General features: G+C 39.6%; 24 protein-coding genes. All 24 read left to right on the top strand.

Annotated elements, in window-relative coordinates; translation table 11 throughout:
- Positions 1-103: 103 nt before the first annotated feature.
- The 24 genes from AAA939_RS13555 to AAA939_RS13440 all read left to right on the top strand — a co-directional run bounded on the left by AAA939_RS13555 (position 104) and on the right by AAA939_RS13440 (position 16,410).
- Positions 104-643 (top strand): AAA family ATPase, encoded by a 540-nt coding sequence (locus AAA939_RS13555; protein WP_338230984.1) that lies wholly within the window; start codon positions 104-106, stop codon positions 641-643.
- A gap of 2 nt (positions 644-645) precedes the next feature.
- A complete protein-coding gene (locus AAA939_RS13550) occupies positions 646-1,266 on the top strand; it encodes a hypothetical protein (RefSeq protein ID WP_338230982.1) in 621 nt (206 codons plus the stop codon).
- Positions 1,267-1,278: 12 nt separating this feature from the next.
- Positions 1,279-1,833: a DNA primase gene (locus AAA939_RS13545; protein ID WP_338230981.1), complete on the top strand. Its 555-nt coding sequence runs from the start codon at positions 1,279-1,281 to the stop codon at positions 1,831-1,833.
- Positions 1,834-2,008: 175 nt separating this feature from the next.
- Positions 2,009-2,809 carry a bifunctional DNA primase/polymerase gene (locus AAA939_RS13540; protein WP_338230980.1) on the top strand — a complete coding sequence of 267 codons (801 nt, stop codon included), beginning with the start codon at positions 2,009-2,011 and terminating at the stop codon, positions 2,807-2,809.
- The gene (locus AAA939_RS13535) at positions 2,806-4,065 is read left to right on the top strand and encodes a virulence-associated E family protein (RefSeq protein ID WP_338230979.1); all 1,260 of its coding nucleotides are present in this window, start codon (positions 2,806-2,808) and stop codon (positions 4,063-4,065) included. The genes AAA939_RS13540 and AAA939_RS13535 overlap by 4 nt, the downstream gene beginning before the upstream one ends.
- 274 nt (positions 4,066-4,339) lie before the next feature.
- The gene (locus tag AAA939_RS13530; RefSeq protein ID WP_338230978.1) at positions 4,340-4,675 is read left to right on the top strand and encodes a VRR-NUC domain-containing protein; all 336 of its coding nucleotides are present in this window, start codon (positions 4,340-4,342) and stop codon (positions 4,673-4,675) included.
- Positions 4,676-4,691: 16 nt separating this feature from the next.
- Complete coding sequence (locus AAA939_RS13525) at positions 4,692-5,060, top strand: hypothetical protein (protein WP_338230977.1); 369 nt, start codon at positions 4,692-4,694, stop codon at positions 5,058-5,060.
- Positions 5,038-5,655 carry a hypothetical protein gene (locus tag AAA939_RS13520; RefSeq protein WP_338230976.1) on the top strand — a complete coding sequence of 206 codons (618 nt, stop codon included), beginning with the start codon at positions 5,038-5,040 and terminating at the stop codon, positions 5,653-5,655. Before AAA939_RS13525 ends, AAA939_RS13520 begins: the two co-directional genes overlap by 23 nt.
- Positions 5,606-6,361, top strand: a complete 756-nt coding sequence (locus AAA939_RS13515; protein WP_338230985.1) for an SAM-dependent DNA methyltransferase — start codon at positions 5,606-5,608, stop codon at positions 6,359-6,361. Before AAA939_RS13520 ends, AAA939_RS13515 begins: the two co-directional genes overlap by 50 nt.
- Entirely contained in the window at positions 6,336-7,448 is a 1,113-nt protein-coding gene (locus AAA939_RS13510) for a site-specific integrase (RefSeq protein ID WP_338230975.1), read from the top strand. Before AAA939_RS13515 ends, AAA939_RS13510 begins: the two co-directional genes overlap by 26 nt.
- An 11-nt stretch (positions 7,449-7,459) precedes the next feature.
- Positions 7,460-7,627: a hypothetical protein gene (locus AAA939_RS13505; RefSeq protein WP_338230973.1), complete on the top strand. Its 168-nt coding sequence runs from the start codon at positions 7,460-7,462 to the stop codon at positions 7,625-7,627.
- Positions 7,628-7,650: 23 nt separating this feature from the next.
- On the top strand, positions 7,651-7,851 hold the full coding sequence (locus AAA939_RS13500) for a DUF1642 domain-containing protein (RefSeq protein WP_338230971.1): 201 nt from the start codon (positions 7,651-7,653) through the stop codon (positions 7,849-7,851).
- Between the two features lie 133 nt (positions 7,852-7,984).
- A complete protein-coding gene (locus AAA939_RS13495; protein ID WP_338230969.1) occupies positions 7,985-8,404 on the top strand; it encodes a hypothetical protein in 420 nt (139 codons plus the stop codon).
- A gap of 75 nt (positions 8,405-8,479) precedes the next feature.
- Complete coding sequence (locus AAA939_RS13490; protein ID WP_338230968.1) at positions 8,480-9,100, top strand: hypothetical protein; 621 nt, start codon at positions 8,480-8,482, stop codon at positions 9,098-9,100.
- Positions 9,101-9,306: 206 nt separating this feature from the next.
- Entirely contained in the window at positions 9,307-10,011 is a 705-nt protein-coding gene (locus AAA939_RS13485) for a hypothetical protein (protein WP_338230965.1), read from the top strand.
- A gap of 177 nt (positions 10,012-10,188) precedes the next feature.
- Complete coding sequence (locus tag AAA939_RS13480; RefSeq protein WP_338230963.1) at positions 10,189-10,458, top strand: DUF6275 family protein; 270 nt, start codon at positions 10,189-10,191, stop codon at positions 10,456-10,458.
- 5 nt (positions 10,459-10,463) lie between these two features.
- On the top strand, positions 10,464-10,709 hold the full coding sequence (locus AAA939_RS13475; protein ID WP_338230962.1) for a hypothetical protein: 246 nt from the start codon (positions 10,464-10,466) through the stop codon (positions 10,707-10,709).
- Complete coding sequence (locus tag AAA939_RS13470; protein ID WP_338230961.1) at positions 10,693-11,031, top strand: HNH endonuclease; 339 nt, start codon at positions 10,693-10,695, stop codon at positions 11,029-11,031. Before AAA939_RS13475 ends, AAA939_RS13470 begins: the two co-directional genes overlap by 17 nt.
- 2 nt (positions 11,032-11,033) lie before the next feature.
- A complete protein-coding gene (locus AAA939_RS13465) occupies positions 11,034-11,213 on the top strand; it encodes a hypothetical protein (protein WP_338230960.1) in 180 nt (59 codons plus the stop codon).
- A 113-nt stretch (positions 11,214-11,326) separates the two neighbouring features.
- On the top strand, positions 11,327-11,653 hold the full coding sequence (locus AAA939_RS13460) for a P27 family phage terminase small subunit (RefSeq protein WP_338230959.1): 327 nt from the start codon (positions 11,327-11,329) through the stop codon (positions 11,651-11,653).
- Positions 11,650-13,326, top strand: coding sequence for a terminase TerL endonuclease subunit (locus AAA939_RS13455; protein WP_338230958.1), 1,677 nt, complete (start codon positions 11,650-11,652; stop codon positions 13,324-13,326). The genes AAA939_RS13460 and AAA939_RS13455 overlap by 4 nt, the downstream gene beginning before the upstream one ends.
- Before the next feature lie 18 nt (positions 13,327-13,344).
- Positions 13,345-14,487: a phage portal protein gene (locus AAA939_RS13450; RefSeq protein WP_338230957.1), complete on the top strand. Its 1,143-nt coding sequence runs from the start codon at positions 13,345-13,347 to the stop codon at positions 14,485-14,487.
- Positions 14,474-15,208, top strand: coding sequence for a head maturation protease, ClpP-related (locus AAA939_RS13445; protein WP_338230955.1), 735 nt, complete (start codon positions 14,474-14,476; stop codon positions 15,206-15,208). The genes AAA939_RS13450 and AAA939_RS13445 overlap by 14 nt, the downstream gene beginning before the upstream one ends.
- Positions 15,209-15,228: 20 nt before the next feature.
- Positions 15,229-16,410 (top strand): phage major capsid protein, encoded by a 1,182-nt coding sequence (locus AAA939_RS13440; RefSeq protein ID WP_338230954.1) that lies wholly within the window; start codon positions 15,229-15,231, stop codon positions 16,408-16,410.
- The last annotated feature ends 5 nt before the right edge of the window (positions 16,411-16,415 follow it).

The following is a 16,415-nucleotide window of genomic DNA, read 5'->3' as shown; positions in this document are numbered from 1 at the left end:
CGGGTCATGAAGATACCTCTTTCTTGTTTGTGGTGAATTAAGAATAGGTCTTCATGGCCTTTTTGACTAGTCTGAATAAAGAACTGGTCTAGTAGAGCAGGTGTTGCACTTCAATTTTAAATCGAGGAATTTAAAAAGTAGTGTAATTGATCAATTTCAAGAAATATTGCGAGCACTCAAGGTCAATAAAGAAGGGTATAAATCGGTCAGCATTGATGTGGTGGAAGACGTTCTTGATCGAATCACTAGAGCTTTGTGTGTTAAGGAAGGAGTACCAACTTTAGCTGACTTTAAAGGATTTAACCGTGGGTATACTTTGTTAGATATGACATTTAAGGCGTTAATTGAGGACTTACGTTCGCTTCCAATGAATGTGATTTTTATTAGCCGTGAACTTGATGATAAAGACGACTCAAATAAAAAGCATCCGGGGATTAAGAATAAATACTACAACATCGTTACTGGAAATTGTGACATATCAGTTCATACTCAACAAGTCAGTGGGCACTACTACCGTAGCGTCGATAAAATTCGCAGAAAATATTATGGCAGTCAAATTCAAGACCCAGAGTTATTACATGTCTTAAAGAATATTCCTGGCGCATTGGCACCGGAGCCACAACCAACGAAAGCAGGTAAATGAAAATGAGTTTATTAGATTTAGCAGCAGAAACTATGGATAATTTTGATCCCAATAAGGATTCAGTGAATAGCGGTGGCAGCCAAGGACTACCGGACGGCGATTATTTGACCGCCATCGATGATATCAAGCATGCCACGTTTGATTCAGGCTGGGATTGCCTGCAAATCACGTTCTCAGTTTTGGACGGTGAACATGCTGGTGAAAAGGAATTTGACCGGATTTCATTCGCAACCCAGTCCAAGAAAGGTAAGGCTATTCCAGATTTCATTCTTAGCCGGAGTATTAAATTTGTCATCAAGCTTGGCTCACTATTAGGCGTCGAAATGAAGCCAGAATATTTTGCTAGTGAAAATGAAACTGACACGCATGAAACACTCTCGCAAGTGTTAGCCCCAGAAAAAGGCAAAACGGTCACGTTGCACGTCAAGCACCGTCCAAACAAAAAGGATCCTGAAAATCCATACACCGAATATGACTTAGACGCCGCTGAACAACCGGAAGAATTGGACGTCACTGATGCAGATTTGCCCGGCGATTTAGGTGGAGCACCAACACCGCCAATGCCAACAGATGATGATGCACCAGCTGACTTAGATGAACCAACCAACGATTCACCATTCTAGGAGGACTAAAATATGAGTTTGAATTTCTATGCAAATATCGATTCATTTAAAAATGACAAGAATGATCAGACTGCCATCACTTTAAAGGTTAGCGAGGGTGGCTTAGACAATCTGCTTGATAAATTACGTGAGATGAAGACTGAATCAGTGGTCAACATCACGGTTGAATCAGCTCGGATTCACTACGACAAGAAACAAGACGCTGAAACTGGTCAGGCGATGTATACGTACACCCGCAACGATGATGGTGTTTGGGAAGAACACCAGACCGATGACACTCATTTGGAACTTGATGGTGTCGACAACACAATTGTGACTAGTGAGGTCATCACAGCAGACATCGTTGACCGGTTCTTAATGAATGAAAATTACGAGTCCAAGCCAAAATCTAAGTTTAATCCGCGTAAAGCGTTAACCATGATTGCCGAGGGTTACAGCTTTGATGAAGTAGCCAAGGTACAAAGCTTTACCACTACTAAGATGATTGATGAACTGAATAAAGCCCGTGACAAGTTCGCACCTTATGCTGCTACTTGGTGGAAGATTCAGCAAGCCATGGAAGACTAATTGTTGAGCTGAACACAGTTTTACGGAGCTAATGCAGTGACATGAAACCACCGAACGGGTGAGATGCCCATTAAGGAGTCGATTATATGAGTAAAGAAAATAAGATAGAGGTGGCCATAATCATTGTTGTGATAGTGGTACTCATTGCACTAATTATTTAAGAAGGAGGCCGGTCATGCATAATTTAATTCAATATGCGGTCAAATATGCCGAAGCCGGTTTCAGTGTCTTACCGATGGTTGGGAAAACGCCCATGATTAAGTTTGCTGACCAGCCGCCATTGACAGTTGACCAAATCAAATCCTACTGGAAGTCTCATCCGTATGCGCAACTTGCGCTACGGACAACTAATTTTTTTGTGGTCGATATCGACGAACACCCCGATGGTGCGGACGGGTTTAAATCACTTGAAGAATATGAGCATCCCGAATATTTGCGTGATACATTATCACAGACTACTGCGGGTGGTGGACGCCAGCTGTTTTATCTGAAGCGAAATGATTGTAATATACAACAGCGAATTGGTTGGCTACCTGGTGTCGATATTAAGGCCCACATCAATAACTACGTGATGGTCGCACCGAGTGAACGGAATGGCCGCCAATATAAGTGGGAAAACCACAATCCAATTGTGACGGCATCACCCGAATTGGTTAAAGCAATCAATACAAAACCAGACGATGACGGTTCAGTGTCGGACTTTACTGATTTACACATTGACTATACAGAGAAGTCAGGTACAGCGACATTGTTTGAAATCATTGTGAATGGTTTAGGTGCGACGGGTGGCCGGAATAATGCACTTGCTAGTTTTGCTGGCGGCCTGTTGTTCCGTGGCGTTGATCCAATGGCTGTGATTCAACTTGGGCTATTGGCCAATGCAAACACGATTGATTCACTATCGAAACGAGAGGCGAAGACGACAATCGAATCAATGATCAAAAAAGAAATTAGACGAAGGGGGGTAGAAGCGTGAGTGTTGAAGAAGAAGCCGAAAAATTGCGCCAGATCCAAAATAAAGTTGTGCCGATGCATAACCGAATCAATTTTATGGAAACGGCCAAAGGTGGTATCAAAGCTAATAGCATCGAAAATGTTTGTCTGATACTTGAACACGACGAATTGCTAAAAGGTAAATTCGCTTTCAATGAATTCAGCTACGAAACTGAGTTCATGAAAGATTCACCAGAGTTGATGTTGGAACACGGCCCACTGCAAGATGAGTTCACACCAGCCGTTCAGAGATACATCGAGCAGAAATATAAAGTCATGTTCGCGCCTAAGTTGATTGATGCAGCCATCACCGAAGTGTCACGCCGGAATGTGTTTAACCCGGTGATTGATTACTTTAAAACTTGCTTACAGAAATGGGACGGCAAGAAACGTGTGGCTGACTTCCTACCAGTTTTCTTAGGTGTTGAACCATCGGAGGTGACGACACTGCAGACCAAACTGTTCTTCGTTGGTGCGGTGGCCAAGGCCTTTAAACCAGAAACTAAGTTCGATTTTGTTTTGGATCTAGTCGGTGGCCAAGGTGCTGGTAAAACGACCTTACTAAAAAAGATGGCCAACGGGTGGTATACCGACCAGTTCACTGACTTTGAAAACAAAGATAATTTTGGAAACATGATGCGATCATTGATCGCAAACGATGATGAAATGACGGCCAGTGGTCATAGCAGTTTTGAGATTTTGAAGAAATTCATCAGTGCTGAAATGTTGGAGTACCGGCCACCATACGGAAAGTATTATGTGCGACGGTATAAAAACTTTGTTATGGCTCGGACAACTAACGAGGTGACCTATCTAAAGGATAAAACCGGTGAACGCCGATTCTTACCAGTAATGGTCAACAAAATGTTAGCTAAAAAGTCACCAGTCACGGATTTAACTCAAGATAACATCGACCAGCTCTGGGGCGAGTTCACCAGTTATTATCGTGACGGCTTCCACTTTGGATTAACGGAGGAGCAGGAGCAGATGCTGTCTGATAATCGTGAGCAGTTTATGTACATCGATGCGGAAGAAGATGCAATTGAGCAGTCACTGGCGCAAATCAAAGGCGACTTTGTAACCAGTTCAGAGATTGCATTCAAGATGGGTGTTCCTGACATTGTTAAAAACCGTAAGCTTGCAAACAAGATTAAGTATGTGATGGACAATAAAAAAGGCTGGAAGTTTAAGCAGAAGCGAATTGCGGGGATCCCTAAACGCGGATATGAGCGAGTGTAGCGACTGTAGTCACAGTGTAGCAACTTTAGTGACTACACCTTAGCCCTACAGCCCCAACGTATACAGTAACATGTAGTTACTACTTATAATATATATATATATATATATTATTTATATAGGGTATAGGGAATAGGGGTTACGCCAGGTATGTGTTTCAAAAGTTGAAAATAAGTCGCTACATCGCTACACTACGCTCAATCCCAATGGTACCAGTCGATTAAGCGTATCTGATAGAAAAAAGTGTAGTCTCTATTTGACGCTACAGGAGGTAGGCATGCGAGAACAAGAAATTCAAAATAACATCCGAGTGGCTGTGTCGGCTGCCGGCTGCACAATTTTTCGAGCAAATGTTGGCAAAGTGAAGACTGAAGATGGCCGATGGTTCGATGCCGGGCTACCACAAGGCTTTCCGGATTTATTCGGGTTTCGGCACTCGGATGGGAAGATATTTTTTATCGAATGTAAAAACGAAACTGGCCGGCCACGTAAGGATCAAGTTAAATTCCATGAGTTTTTGCAACGGAAACGCATGATTCACGGAATTGCGCGGTCACCCGAAGATGCATTGAATATCATTAATAATAATTTAGTTGGCTACGGATTTAAATAAATTTAGAGGTAAAACTATGAAGCGAAAGGAATCAAAACATGATCACATAGATTTCGATAAATTATTAGATTTAATTCATGAAGTTGAAGACCGTCATGATGGTAGCGTGATGCCAGCAAGTCGTGAAGAAATGGCAGCTATATGGAAGATAGCACGAGTTACGGAACATCCTGGCCCGCCAAAAGCAGCGGTGAGTTTGTATGAATATGAAGTAATTAAAAGCTATAGCTTGAATAAAGTTCATACGGCAGTGCAAAGGGATGAAGCTGTTGCCAAAATTAATTTTAGCTATGAATGGCTGGTTTCACGGGTACGTGAATATCGGAATGGTAGCTTGCGAGTGAAAAGAGAAGGTGACGAGAGTGGTCAAATTGAAAAAAAGTGAGTGGGAAAGATTTCAGGCAGCTTTGGTCATTGATCCTGAAACTAATCAAGTGACTAACTATAAGTATTTAGCGAGTGAATTTAATATTTCAATCAAAGGTGTTTCAGCGCGAGTTTGCAGATTGCGTGATAAAGGAATGTTACCAAGAATTAAGTCTAGTGAGCATCGGCGTTTTACTAAACAAGAATTGAAGATGCTGAAATATTTAGTTGAATCTGGTGTTTATCATCAAGAAATCGCACATTTGTTGAATCGTTCACTTAGTTCGATTGATAATATGGCTTATCGTGAGGCTCATCGCGGGCACCTTCAATTTAGAGTAAGAAGGCCAAGTGTTCAGGAAAGTGATGCTTTCATTTGTGCAATAAAGCTGAATAATAATGATCATGTAATTAATTACGATGAACTTTGCCAGCAATTTCGATTGACAAAGAATCAAGCTTGGGACCGTGTATATTCTTTGCGTATACGTGGGCTGTTGGTAAAACCAGTTGGAAGTAATCCAGTTTCTACTTTAGCGTTTAAAAGAATGAATGAACGTGAGTATAGCTGGAAAAATTTGCCAAGAGGAAGTAGGCGAGATTTTGGGCTTTAACATTGAAACAGTTAATCGGTTGTTAAAGATTGATGAACCTTTTAAAGCGCCTGGACGATTGATGGAAATTTTGTTAGATAAGTCATTACGTGAACAAACATTCCGAGAGTTCTTGGAAGTTTCAACAGATGTTAGCTTTGACTGGTTTCATGAATATTTTGAGGATGAACAAGCTGACCGCAAACAAAAAAAGCAAGATTTTACTCCGTATTCGGTAGCTAGACTGTTAAATAAGATCGTTGGAAGTAATTCCAGTTACTTTGAAACGGCTGCAGGCACTGGTGGAATCACGATTAGCCAGTGGTGGCAGGATTGCTTGAAAGAATCACCGTTATATTACTTGCCGCATGAGCATTTATATTATTGTGAAGAACTATCTGATCGAGCAATTCCATTTCTACTGTTCAATTTATCCATTCGAGGGATGAACGCCGTAGTGTGGCATGGTGATTCATTAGAGCGTACGTGTCGTGGTGTATTTTTAATCGAAAATGCTAAGGACGATTTCTTAGCGTTTAGTGATATCAATGTCATGCCATATAACGATACAGTTAAAAAACATTTTGATGTCAAAGAATGGGTGCCGGATTCATATCCGGAGCATATTGAAACTGATAGTGAAAAATGGGCGGCCGCAGTTTTACAAAATTTGGAATTAAGAAAAAAGTGGGGTGATGTGTTTGAACGAACTTCAATCAATGGATGATTTAGGAATTGATAATCCTATCAATCATGATGTACTGAAAAAGAATATGCGGAATTTACCATTTTGGCAATATTTTAACTGGTGGGTAAAAGGGTACAAAGTTGGCCATATTCAACCAGTTACTTTATCAAAGTACCAGATTACGGGAAAGCATATTCAAAGATTAGCACCAAGTATGCTATTAAAGGATCTAGAGCAAAACCGATTGTCATTACAATGGCTGTTGAATCAGTTTGGTAAAACTCATCGGCATCAAACAACCTTGGATTTTAAAACCCATGTTATTGCATCATTGCGTTCAGCCGTGGATGACAATTTTATTAGTGGAATTTCCAGTCAGAGAATTTCAATTCGTACTGTCGAAGATGATTGGTCAATTGAAAAACGAAATGCAGTCAAGCAACAGGCCAAGACGATGACTGAATCTGAATTTAGACTATTTAAAACTCGGATAGATATTGAACTGCAAGATGCTTTAAAAGAAAAACCAATTATCAGAAAATCTCAGTTTGCAGAAACCAATAAGTATGGTTTAACTAAACAGCTAACGGTTCAAACACGGCTGATGGTAATTGCATTTCTATTGCATACTGGCGCACGTTTTTCAGAAGCATTTGGGTTTACGAGTGAGGATATTCATCAGGATACAATCACAATCAATAAGACCTGGAACTACAAACATGGTGGTGGTTTTGCTAAAACTAAAAATGAAAGCTCTATTCGCGACGTGCTTATAGATATGTCATTGGCTAATGACTTATCCTTGTATGTTAACTGGAAGTATAAGTACTTTGGTAGTGTTGATTTACCGGTGCTAATTGAACCTAACGTTCCAATTTATAATGATACGTTCAATCACTTCTTTAGGCATCTATTGAAAAAGTATGGGGTTAAAGAGGAACATCTAACGATTCATAAAATTAGACACACGTATATTTCATATCTATTAAATGAAAACGTTAGTCCAGAATCAATTGCTAAGCAGGTTGGACATGCGGACACGTCAATGATCCGGAAGGTGTATGGTCACTTGATGAAGGAACGGTCAGAGGTTGATAAAATTCGAATGCTGTCAGTGTTGAGATAGGAGACATAATCGTGAAATTTAAAATCGTACCACCCAAAGATAGTGACGAAAAACCTTTTGTTAAAGAATTCAATTCGTGGTCGGAGGTAAATGAATACCTAGTAAGTAAGAATGATGGACTGTGGCGAGCTAATCCACTGAATGAAGAAATCGAATTTGATATGATTGAAATTAATTAATTATTTTATCTGGGAGAATTAACATGAAATCTGAATTACCAATAATTCCAAAGCGAGCGGCAAAATTTATTGAGTTTTACAAAAGCAACTATAGCTTGTCTAAGCTATTCATGGATTCTGAAAATTTTGAAACTACAAGATTTGAAACTAAATGGGTAATCCAGCATCAGGAGATTACAGCTCGTGCGTGGTTAGACGGTTATCGAGTGGAGGAAGATAAATGATTGGTAACCCATTAAACATCTATTTATATGCACAACTGATAATGGCAGCCATATTTATATTTGTTCTTATAGGTGGTAGCATTTACATTTTTATTCAATGGATTAAATCAAAACATTAGTGAGGTGATGCTGCTTGCATGATGAGTTATTTGAAACTAATAAAAAATTTCTACGTCGCTACCGTCCGTATTTCCGACAAATTAAACGACTTGAAACTAAACTTTATGTCATTGATGATCGTATTGAGTCAACACATTCACCGAGTATGACTGGTCAGCCTGGTGGTGGTAAGCGGCGCGAGTTAGCTGATGATCTGATTAGACGTGAAGAGATTGAAGGGCGTATTAATCGATTGATTAAAAAGAGCCGTCCGATTAAGTTAGAGATAACTGATTGCCTTGATGCATTAAGCAATTCGTTAGAGGCTTCTATATTAGAGCAATATTTTATTGAAGATATTCAGCTAGATACGATTGCAATACAGATGAGTTATTCATTTAGGCAAGTCAAACGATTGTACGGTGATGGGGTAAGGCACGTTAAAATGTTGTGAGAGAAGACCGTTGTGATTAAGCAACGGTTTTTTGTTATGATTTAATCACAAAAAAATTAAGGAGGAAACTTATTTATGATAAGAAAAAATAGAAAGGCTCAAATGTTAAAATTAATGGTTGCGTTGTTGATGATTCTAGTGTTGATTTGCCTACTTGTTTTAGCGGTTATATTAAATAACTCAGTTATAGCACAGTGTTTAGGAGTTGTTTCAACATTGCTATTATTGTCTTGGACTGTGTATATAAGTTTGAAAAGAGAAACCGCAAACGTCAGCATTTCTGGTGTGGGGGAACAAGGATCAAATGGAATAATTCAAAAGGTTCGTTTTATCAATCCAGATGATAAAAATTATGTTGTACAATTAACAAAGGTAGAAGTAATCGTCGATGGTCATCAAGAAAATGAATATAAATTTCCTATCAATGAGTCAGAAATTGCTGAGGATAATCAAGCTCATTCTGAATGGCCAAAGTTGTATATTTTGAAATCTGGAGATAAAAAAACGCTATTTACAATTAATTGGAATGAGGTTTATGAAGAATATCAAACTCGATTAAATGTAGCCAAGTGGAATAAAAATAATAATCAAAAGGTTTTGCTACATTTTTATTTTCAAATCGGAGAAATTACATTGAGTGATACGTATTTTTATAGCCCTTTTAACTACGATCCTTTTAATTGGGCCCATATTTAGATAGATGAATGCCGTGTGAGTAGTTGCGAAGTTTGATTTAAATTATGTCCCCTGAATGTCCCTAAAATGTCCCCTTGATGTCACTAACATGCCGAAGAAATCATGGTATATTTGTATTATCGAATAGTTCCAAAGAGAAAGTCGTTGCGATTATGTGGCGACTTTTTGTTATGATATTAAGTAATTAATATTTTGGAGGAACTATTTTGAAAATCAGAACTATTTTTTGGGGTGGCTTTACCGGTGGGATTCCTGGTGGAGTATTGATGTATTTATTAATAAGATTTTTGACAAATCGAGATATCCAAATTGGTAGCTTGGCAGATTGGATTATGGTTATTGTTGCGGAAGCAACAATATTTTATGGCTATAAAGGGATTAAAGAACAAATTGCGTCCCAAACCGAAGGAAATAAGCTGGCAGCAAGAACGTATTTTTACCTATCTTGGACAATGGCTTTTGACCTTCATGAAAAAATTTGGAGTCATGGAGACGTGAAAAGTGTTGATGATTGGAATACGAAAACAAGATTAGAAGAAAAAATGGCTGTGCCAGTATTTAGAAATAGTGGTCAAACACCTGCTATTGATTCTAAGATAGTATTTACATTTAAAGGGACAGATTGTCATCAAGTATTTTCAAATGGCGTTATATTGCCTGGCGATAGAATAGTAGTCGTGCCAAAAGAATGGGAAAATAGTGGAATGGATATTCTTAGGAAACTCGAAAATGTGAAGCTGTTCTATACGACTATTCACGGTGATAGTATGGAAATCACATGGGATGTTCTCAAGAATGAAAATGGTTTTGTAATGGATGAAGGCAAGTTTGAATTTAAAGAAGAGCCTAAATATATAAAGGAAGCACGATTAAATGTAGAGCAAACGTACCTTTCTGAAGTACTCAAATAATATATATCAAGCGTCATGCTAATTAAGGTATGGCGTTTTCTTATACAATCATGTGTTGTGGCGTAGACGCATGTCAGACGCGAGTAACGGGCACCAGCTGACAATGGTGTGACCACACGTCATGTTGGGTTCGATTCCCAGCCAACACATTAAATAAATTATTGGAGGTTATCGATTATGAATAACGATGAGTTTGTAAAGAACTGTATCGGATTAGTAGCAGGATGGTTCGACGCTCATATCGATAAGACTGATGGCGTCGGCATTAGGCCACATGAAATCTATGTTGTTTGGCTAAGCAAAATATTGCAAAACAACAAAGCATTATTAAGTACCACGTTTCCTGATGGAATGTATTACGAAGTAACTTATAACGGAGACAAGCATGAGATGTATTTGGATGCTTATAAGAAGTTTGATAATCAAGCAATCAAGATTGGAGAGTGATGACAATGGAACAATCTGAATTTAATACATCACAACAAATTAATGAAACATGCTATGACTTAGTAAAACAAGGCTATTCACTACACGATATTTATGCTGGCCTAACCAATGTGATGCATGGTATCAAACCACAGCACGTATCAACAGAACCGATTACGTTATTGGTCGATATTAATACAACTGAGCTAGACCGAAAGCTAAAGCAATCAACTCGTTTAGCTAAGGACTTACACAATGTCTTGGACATCTGACCAGTGTCGCAGCTTTTATAACTCAGTAACCTGGGAGCATCTGCGTGCAGCTATTCTTAAACGTGATCACTATGAGTGTCAGTGGTGCAAGCATGATGGTAAGGTGACGCGGCTTGGTGACATTGATAGTCATGGGCGACCAGTAGTCTTAGAGGTTGATCACATTAAAGAGTTAGCTGACTATCCGGAGCTAAGGACTGAGCCGACTAACCTACGAACACTGTGCAAAGACTGTCACAACAAGCGGCATCATCGCATGAACTACAGGACGAAGCACAAGCGTAAAGAGAATCGATGGAGTAAGGATGAGAGGTGGGATTGATTATGATCTATGTTGTCATGGTGCAACGAGGTAAGGTGTTCAGTACTGACGTTGCCTTCACTAGTTTGACGCGTGCTGAAGCTTACATTTACATGATGAACCACAGTTACAATCCGGATGGGTTTCGTTATCTGAATAAAACCATTTTGGACGACAAAAAACCAGGAGAAAAATTTTCATAAGGCCCCCGGGGTCAAAAAAATCGGCAAAAAATACGAATCTCGGAACCGGTGGGTAGTACTCGACTCCGGAAACATTGATTAAGAATACAAAATTATTGAGAGGGGGTGGGGGTTTGAACCAGGCTAAAATCAAAAAAGAGCTGCTGGGCAAGATTGACCAGGATTCGGCAGTTGAACGGGAAAAAGTTGACCGTTACATCAGTCTACTCAAGGTTTTCTACAAATTAGACCGGTTGATAAAGCCAGAGAACGTGATGATTAAAATTGAGAATGGCAAGCAGGTTTATTGGAAGTCAAACCCCGCAATCGCTGAAAAAAACCGGATAAATACAGCCTTAATTGCGCTTGAAAAGGACTTTAAATACTCTGCTTTGCCTAAAAAACAAGTTGAAATTGTCAACAAGCCGCCCAAATCTTACACAAAGAGTGATTTATTATGATCCATCAAAAATACGTTGACGAGTATATCGAACTTTATGAGTCCGGCAAGATTTTACTCAATAAAGAACGAATCATGCTGATTAACTATTTGGAAAAGTACGTGCTATCGAACGACAAGCTGTACTTTGATGATGAAAAAATAGAGAATCTGGTTAAGTTTACCGAAAAATGGTTTTTCCCTACTGCTGCGTTTCAGAGATTTCTGGATGCTTTTTTGTTTCTCTATGATTCAACTACCGGGTCAGTCTACTATGATGAGTTTTTAATTATCATGGGTCGTGGTGCTGGTAAGAATGGTTGGATTTCAGCAATCGGTTCATTTTTAATCAGTGATTTGAATGGCATTCCTGGATATAACGGTTCAATCGTTGCCAATTCTGAAGAACAGGCCAAGACTTCAATTGAAGAAATTTATAACGTGGTCGGCAATAATCCGACACTGCAGCATGCGTTCAGTGCCGCTAAATCTTACATCACATCTAAGGCAACAAATTCAACGCTGGTATATCAAACATCCAATGGTAAAACGAAAGATGGTTTGCGGGATGGTTTCGACGTATTTGATGAAATTCACCAATATTCAGATGATTCTGGAGTGTCAGTTTATGAGTCCGGACTTGGTAAGGTTCCGGACTCACGCCAGTTTGAAATTGGGTCCGATGGCTATGTTCGGGGTGGTTACCTTGATGAAAAAAAGAAAGTGGCCATTAGCGTGATGAATGGCAGTCTTGCACCCGATATGATGTTTCCGTTTTGGTGCAAATTAGATTCTGCTGATCAAGTCGATGATGAAAAGTATTGGGAACTAGCAAATCCAATGTTGTCACAGCCACATACTGAATACGGTCAAACATTGCACAATAAAATGCGGAAGATGTACGCAAAGATGCAGTTTGAAACATCTAAACGCGAGGAATTTATGACTAAGCGTATGGACTTCCCAATTGAAGACTTGGAACGGTCAATTGCACCTTACTCACAAATTAAGGCAACCAATGTCACCGTGCCTAATTTAGATGGCCGTGAAGCAATTGGCTCCGTTGATTTTGCGTCAATCCGTGACTTTACGGCTAATGGACTAACTTTTAAGTGTGACGGAAAGCAGTATTTTATCAGCCATCAATTCGCCCGTCGCCAATTTGTCGATAAATTCTATGCCTATTCTGCTAAACCGCAAGACCGCCCGCAGTCCGCTCCTCCTATTGCTGAATGGGAAGATCGCGGGTTATTAACTATTGTAGATACACCAACGATTGACCCGCAAGCAGTTGTGGATTGGTTCATCGAACAACGAAAAAAATACATCATTAAGAAGGTCGTCATGGATAACTTCCGTGCCGACCTTTTGCGTAAGTTTTTTGAAGATGCGGGTTTTGAGGTAGTCGTTATTCGTAATCCTACTGCGATTGATGGTTTACTAGCGCCGCGGATTGAAACAGGGTTTGCTAATAATCAATATATTTGGGGTGACAACCCGCTGCTAAGGTGGAATACACAAAACGTTCTAGTAACCACCGATGTTCGTGGCAATAAAAAGTATGGCAAAAAAGAAGAAGTTCGCCGTAAAACAGATGGTTTTAAAGCATTTGAATATGGTCAGTATTTGGTTGACCAGTTGCCAGATTATTCGACCAGTGAATCACTTGATATGTTGGCTGATATCGATTTTTAAACGAAGGGAGGTGAACCGATGAGTGTAATTAATAGCTTCTTTGATTTATTTACACGGCGCAAAGATTCAAGCTTTGTGTATGATCTAGATTTGTTCCAGGATACAAAAAATCGAGTTTACTTAAAGCGAATGGCGATTGACACCGTGATTAATTATGTTGGCCGTGCCGTGAGTCAGTCGGAATTTCGGGTGATGGATAAAGGATTGCCCGTTAAGAACGATATGTATTACAAACTGAATGTTCGACCTAATACTGATGAATCGGCAAGTGACTTTTGGCAGCATTTAGTTTACCAGTTAATTTACTACAACGAAGCGTTGGTTATTCAGGACGACAGTAATAACTTATTGATTGCGGATAGCTTTGCCCGTCATGAATATGCGGTTTATGAGGATACATTCAGTGATGTGACAGTCAAAAATTACACGTTTAAGCGTACTTTTGCTATGTCTGATGTAATTTACCTAAAATACTCTAACGACCAGCTAGAGCACTATCTGACAGGTCTGTGGGGTGACTACGGTGAGTTATTTGGGCGAATGTATGATTTAGAACTGCGTAATAATCAGATTCGAGCCACAGTTAAAGCTGATTTAACTACTGGAACCAATGATGAGAAGCAAAATAAGCTACAAAAATTTATCAATAAGATTTTTGAATCCTTTAGTAAGAACCCCGTGGCAGTTATCCCATTAACAAATGGATTTGAATACAATGAAGTTTCGAATGGCGTTGGCAAAAACCAGACCTTTGATGAAAGCAATAATGTTCTGTTAGCGTTCATTGATCATGTTGCACGCTTAGTGGGTGTTCCCCCAGCATTAATTCACGGTGAAACTGCTGAGAGTAGTGATAACCAGGAATTGTTTAATAAGCAATGTCTGGGCGCGCTACTGAATAAGATTCAGACTGAACTTAATTCGAAATCGTTTAGTCAACGAGATTATTTGAAGCGTGGTCGCCAAGTTGAGGTTATTGGAATCAACCGGCCAACGCTAATTGAGTTAGCAGAACAAATTGATAAGTTAGGTTCGTCCGGGATGGTTACACAAAATGAAGTTCGTCATGCAGTTGGGTTACCACCGCGTGAGGACGGTGACCAAATAGTGATGACTAAGAATTACACAACGAAAGGTGGTGATAATAGTGAAGAAAATTAATATTAAAGGCCCAATCATTTCCAATGATGATAGTTTCATTTACAAAATGTTTGGTATTGATGGTACATGCCCGAAAGATGTTATTGACGCACTGCCAGCAGATGGTTCAGATGTTGAAATCGATATTAATTCCGGCGGTGGTTATGTTGATGAAGGCCGGGAGATTTATACGGCGTTAAAAAGCTATGCTGGTAAAGTCACTGTGAATATTGTTGGGCGTGCTGCTAGTTCAGCGTCAGTCATTGCAATGGCTGGTAATCCAACGAAAATTAGTCCAATTGGTCAAATCATGATTCACAACGTAGCTGGTGGGATTTATGGTGACTATCGCGATCAAGCCAAACTTTCAGATGTATTGAAGCAAATGAATGAATCAATGGCGACTGCATATCAACTGAAAACTGGGTTGCCGATGGATGACTTACTGGCAAAAATGAATGAAGAAACCTACTTGAATGCGGATCAGGCTAAAGAATTAGGCTTTGTCGATGAAATCATGTTTAGTGAAGGCTCTGAGGAGTTAGATTTAGTTGCCGATGACAATTCAGGAATGTTACCAAAGTCGGCTATTGAAAAAATCAAAGAATTATTGAAGCAAAATGATTCTGAACCTAAATTGACTGAAAATGACATCACACGAATCTCAGATTCTGTTGCAAAGAAACTAACAGTTAAAACATCAAAGCAAGCGGGAAAACTATTTAATCCGTTTGCTTTTTAATTTAGAAAGAAGGAATTTTAATGACCTTAAAATTTAATACAAAGGCATTTTCAAACTTTGCCGAAAAGCGTACTGCTTATGCTGACTTAGTGAAATCAGCTGCTAAGCCGGAAGACCAGGAACAGGGTTTTAGCGACATGATGGATGCTTTAGGTGAAGACACCATGGCTGAAATCAAGAACCAAGTTCATTTACAAACCGAAGACTACTTAGATGCACACCGCCATGATCCTAAGATGACTAACGAAGAAGTTAAGTTCTTCAATGAAATTAAGACTGACACTGGCTTTAAGGAACCAAAATTATTACCTGAAACTGTTGTTACTGAAGTGTTCGATGACATGGTTCAACAACATCCATTACTTCAAGCAATCGGTTTAGTTAACCAAGGCATTAGCTTAAAAATCATTCAATCTGATGCATCTGGTGTTATTGCATGGGGCAAGATTTTTGGTGAAATCACAAGCCAACTTGATGCTAATTTCAATGAAACTAAGGCCGACCAATCCAAGGCGACTGCATTTATGGTACTACCAAAGGATTTATCTGACTTCGGGCCATCATGGATTAAGCAATATGTGATCACCCAAATTACCGAAGCCTTTGCGGTTGGTGCCGAAACAGCGTTCTTGACTGGTGACGGTAACGATAAACCTATTGGCTTAAACCGTTCTGTTAAGAAAGGTGTATCCGTAACTGATGGTGCTTATCCTGAAAAGGAATCTGCCGGGACGTTAACGTTTGCTGACACCAAGACGGCTGCTAAGGAATTAGCTGGTGTCATCAAGGACTTATCAACTAAGGAAAACGGCCATTCAATTGTTGCTAAAGGCAAAACTGTCTTAGTAATGGGTCCTGGTGAATCATTGGATGTTGAAGCTCAATTCATGGTTCAAAACTTAGCCGGCCAATTCGTGACTGCCTTGCCATTCGGTTTAACAATCGTTGAATCTGAATTTGCACCAGCCGATAAAGTGATTGCCTTTGTTCAAGGTCGTTACGACGCCTTCCAAGCTGGCCCATTGAAGATTCAACCATACGACCAAACGTTAGCACTTGAAGATATGGACTTGTACACTGCAAAGCAATTCTTCTATGGTAAAGCTAAGGATGATAAAGCCGCTGCAGTCTATGACTTGAAGCTAGCTACCCCTGGTTCTGCTCCTACTGAAGCTACTACTGGCGGTGACACGGGAAAATAGCTACC

Source organism: Lactiplantibacillus paraxiangfangensis, from assembly GCF_036246185.1.
GTDB lineage: Bacteria > Bacillota > Bacilli > Lactobacillales > Lactobacillaceae > Lactiplantibacillus > Lactiplantibacillus paraxiangfangensis.
This window is presented reverse-complemented; position numbering and strand designations above follow the sequence as displayed.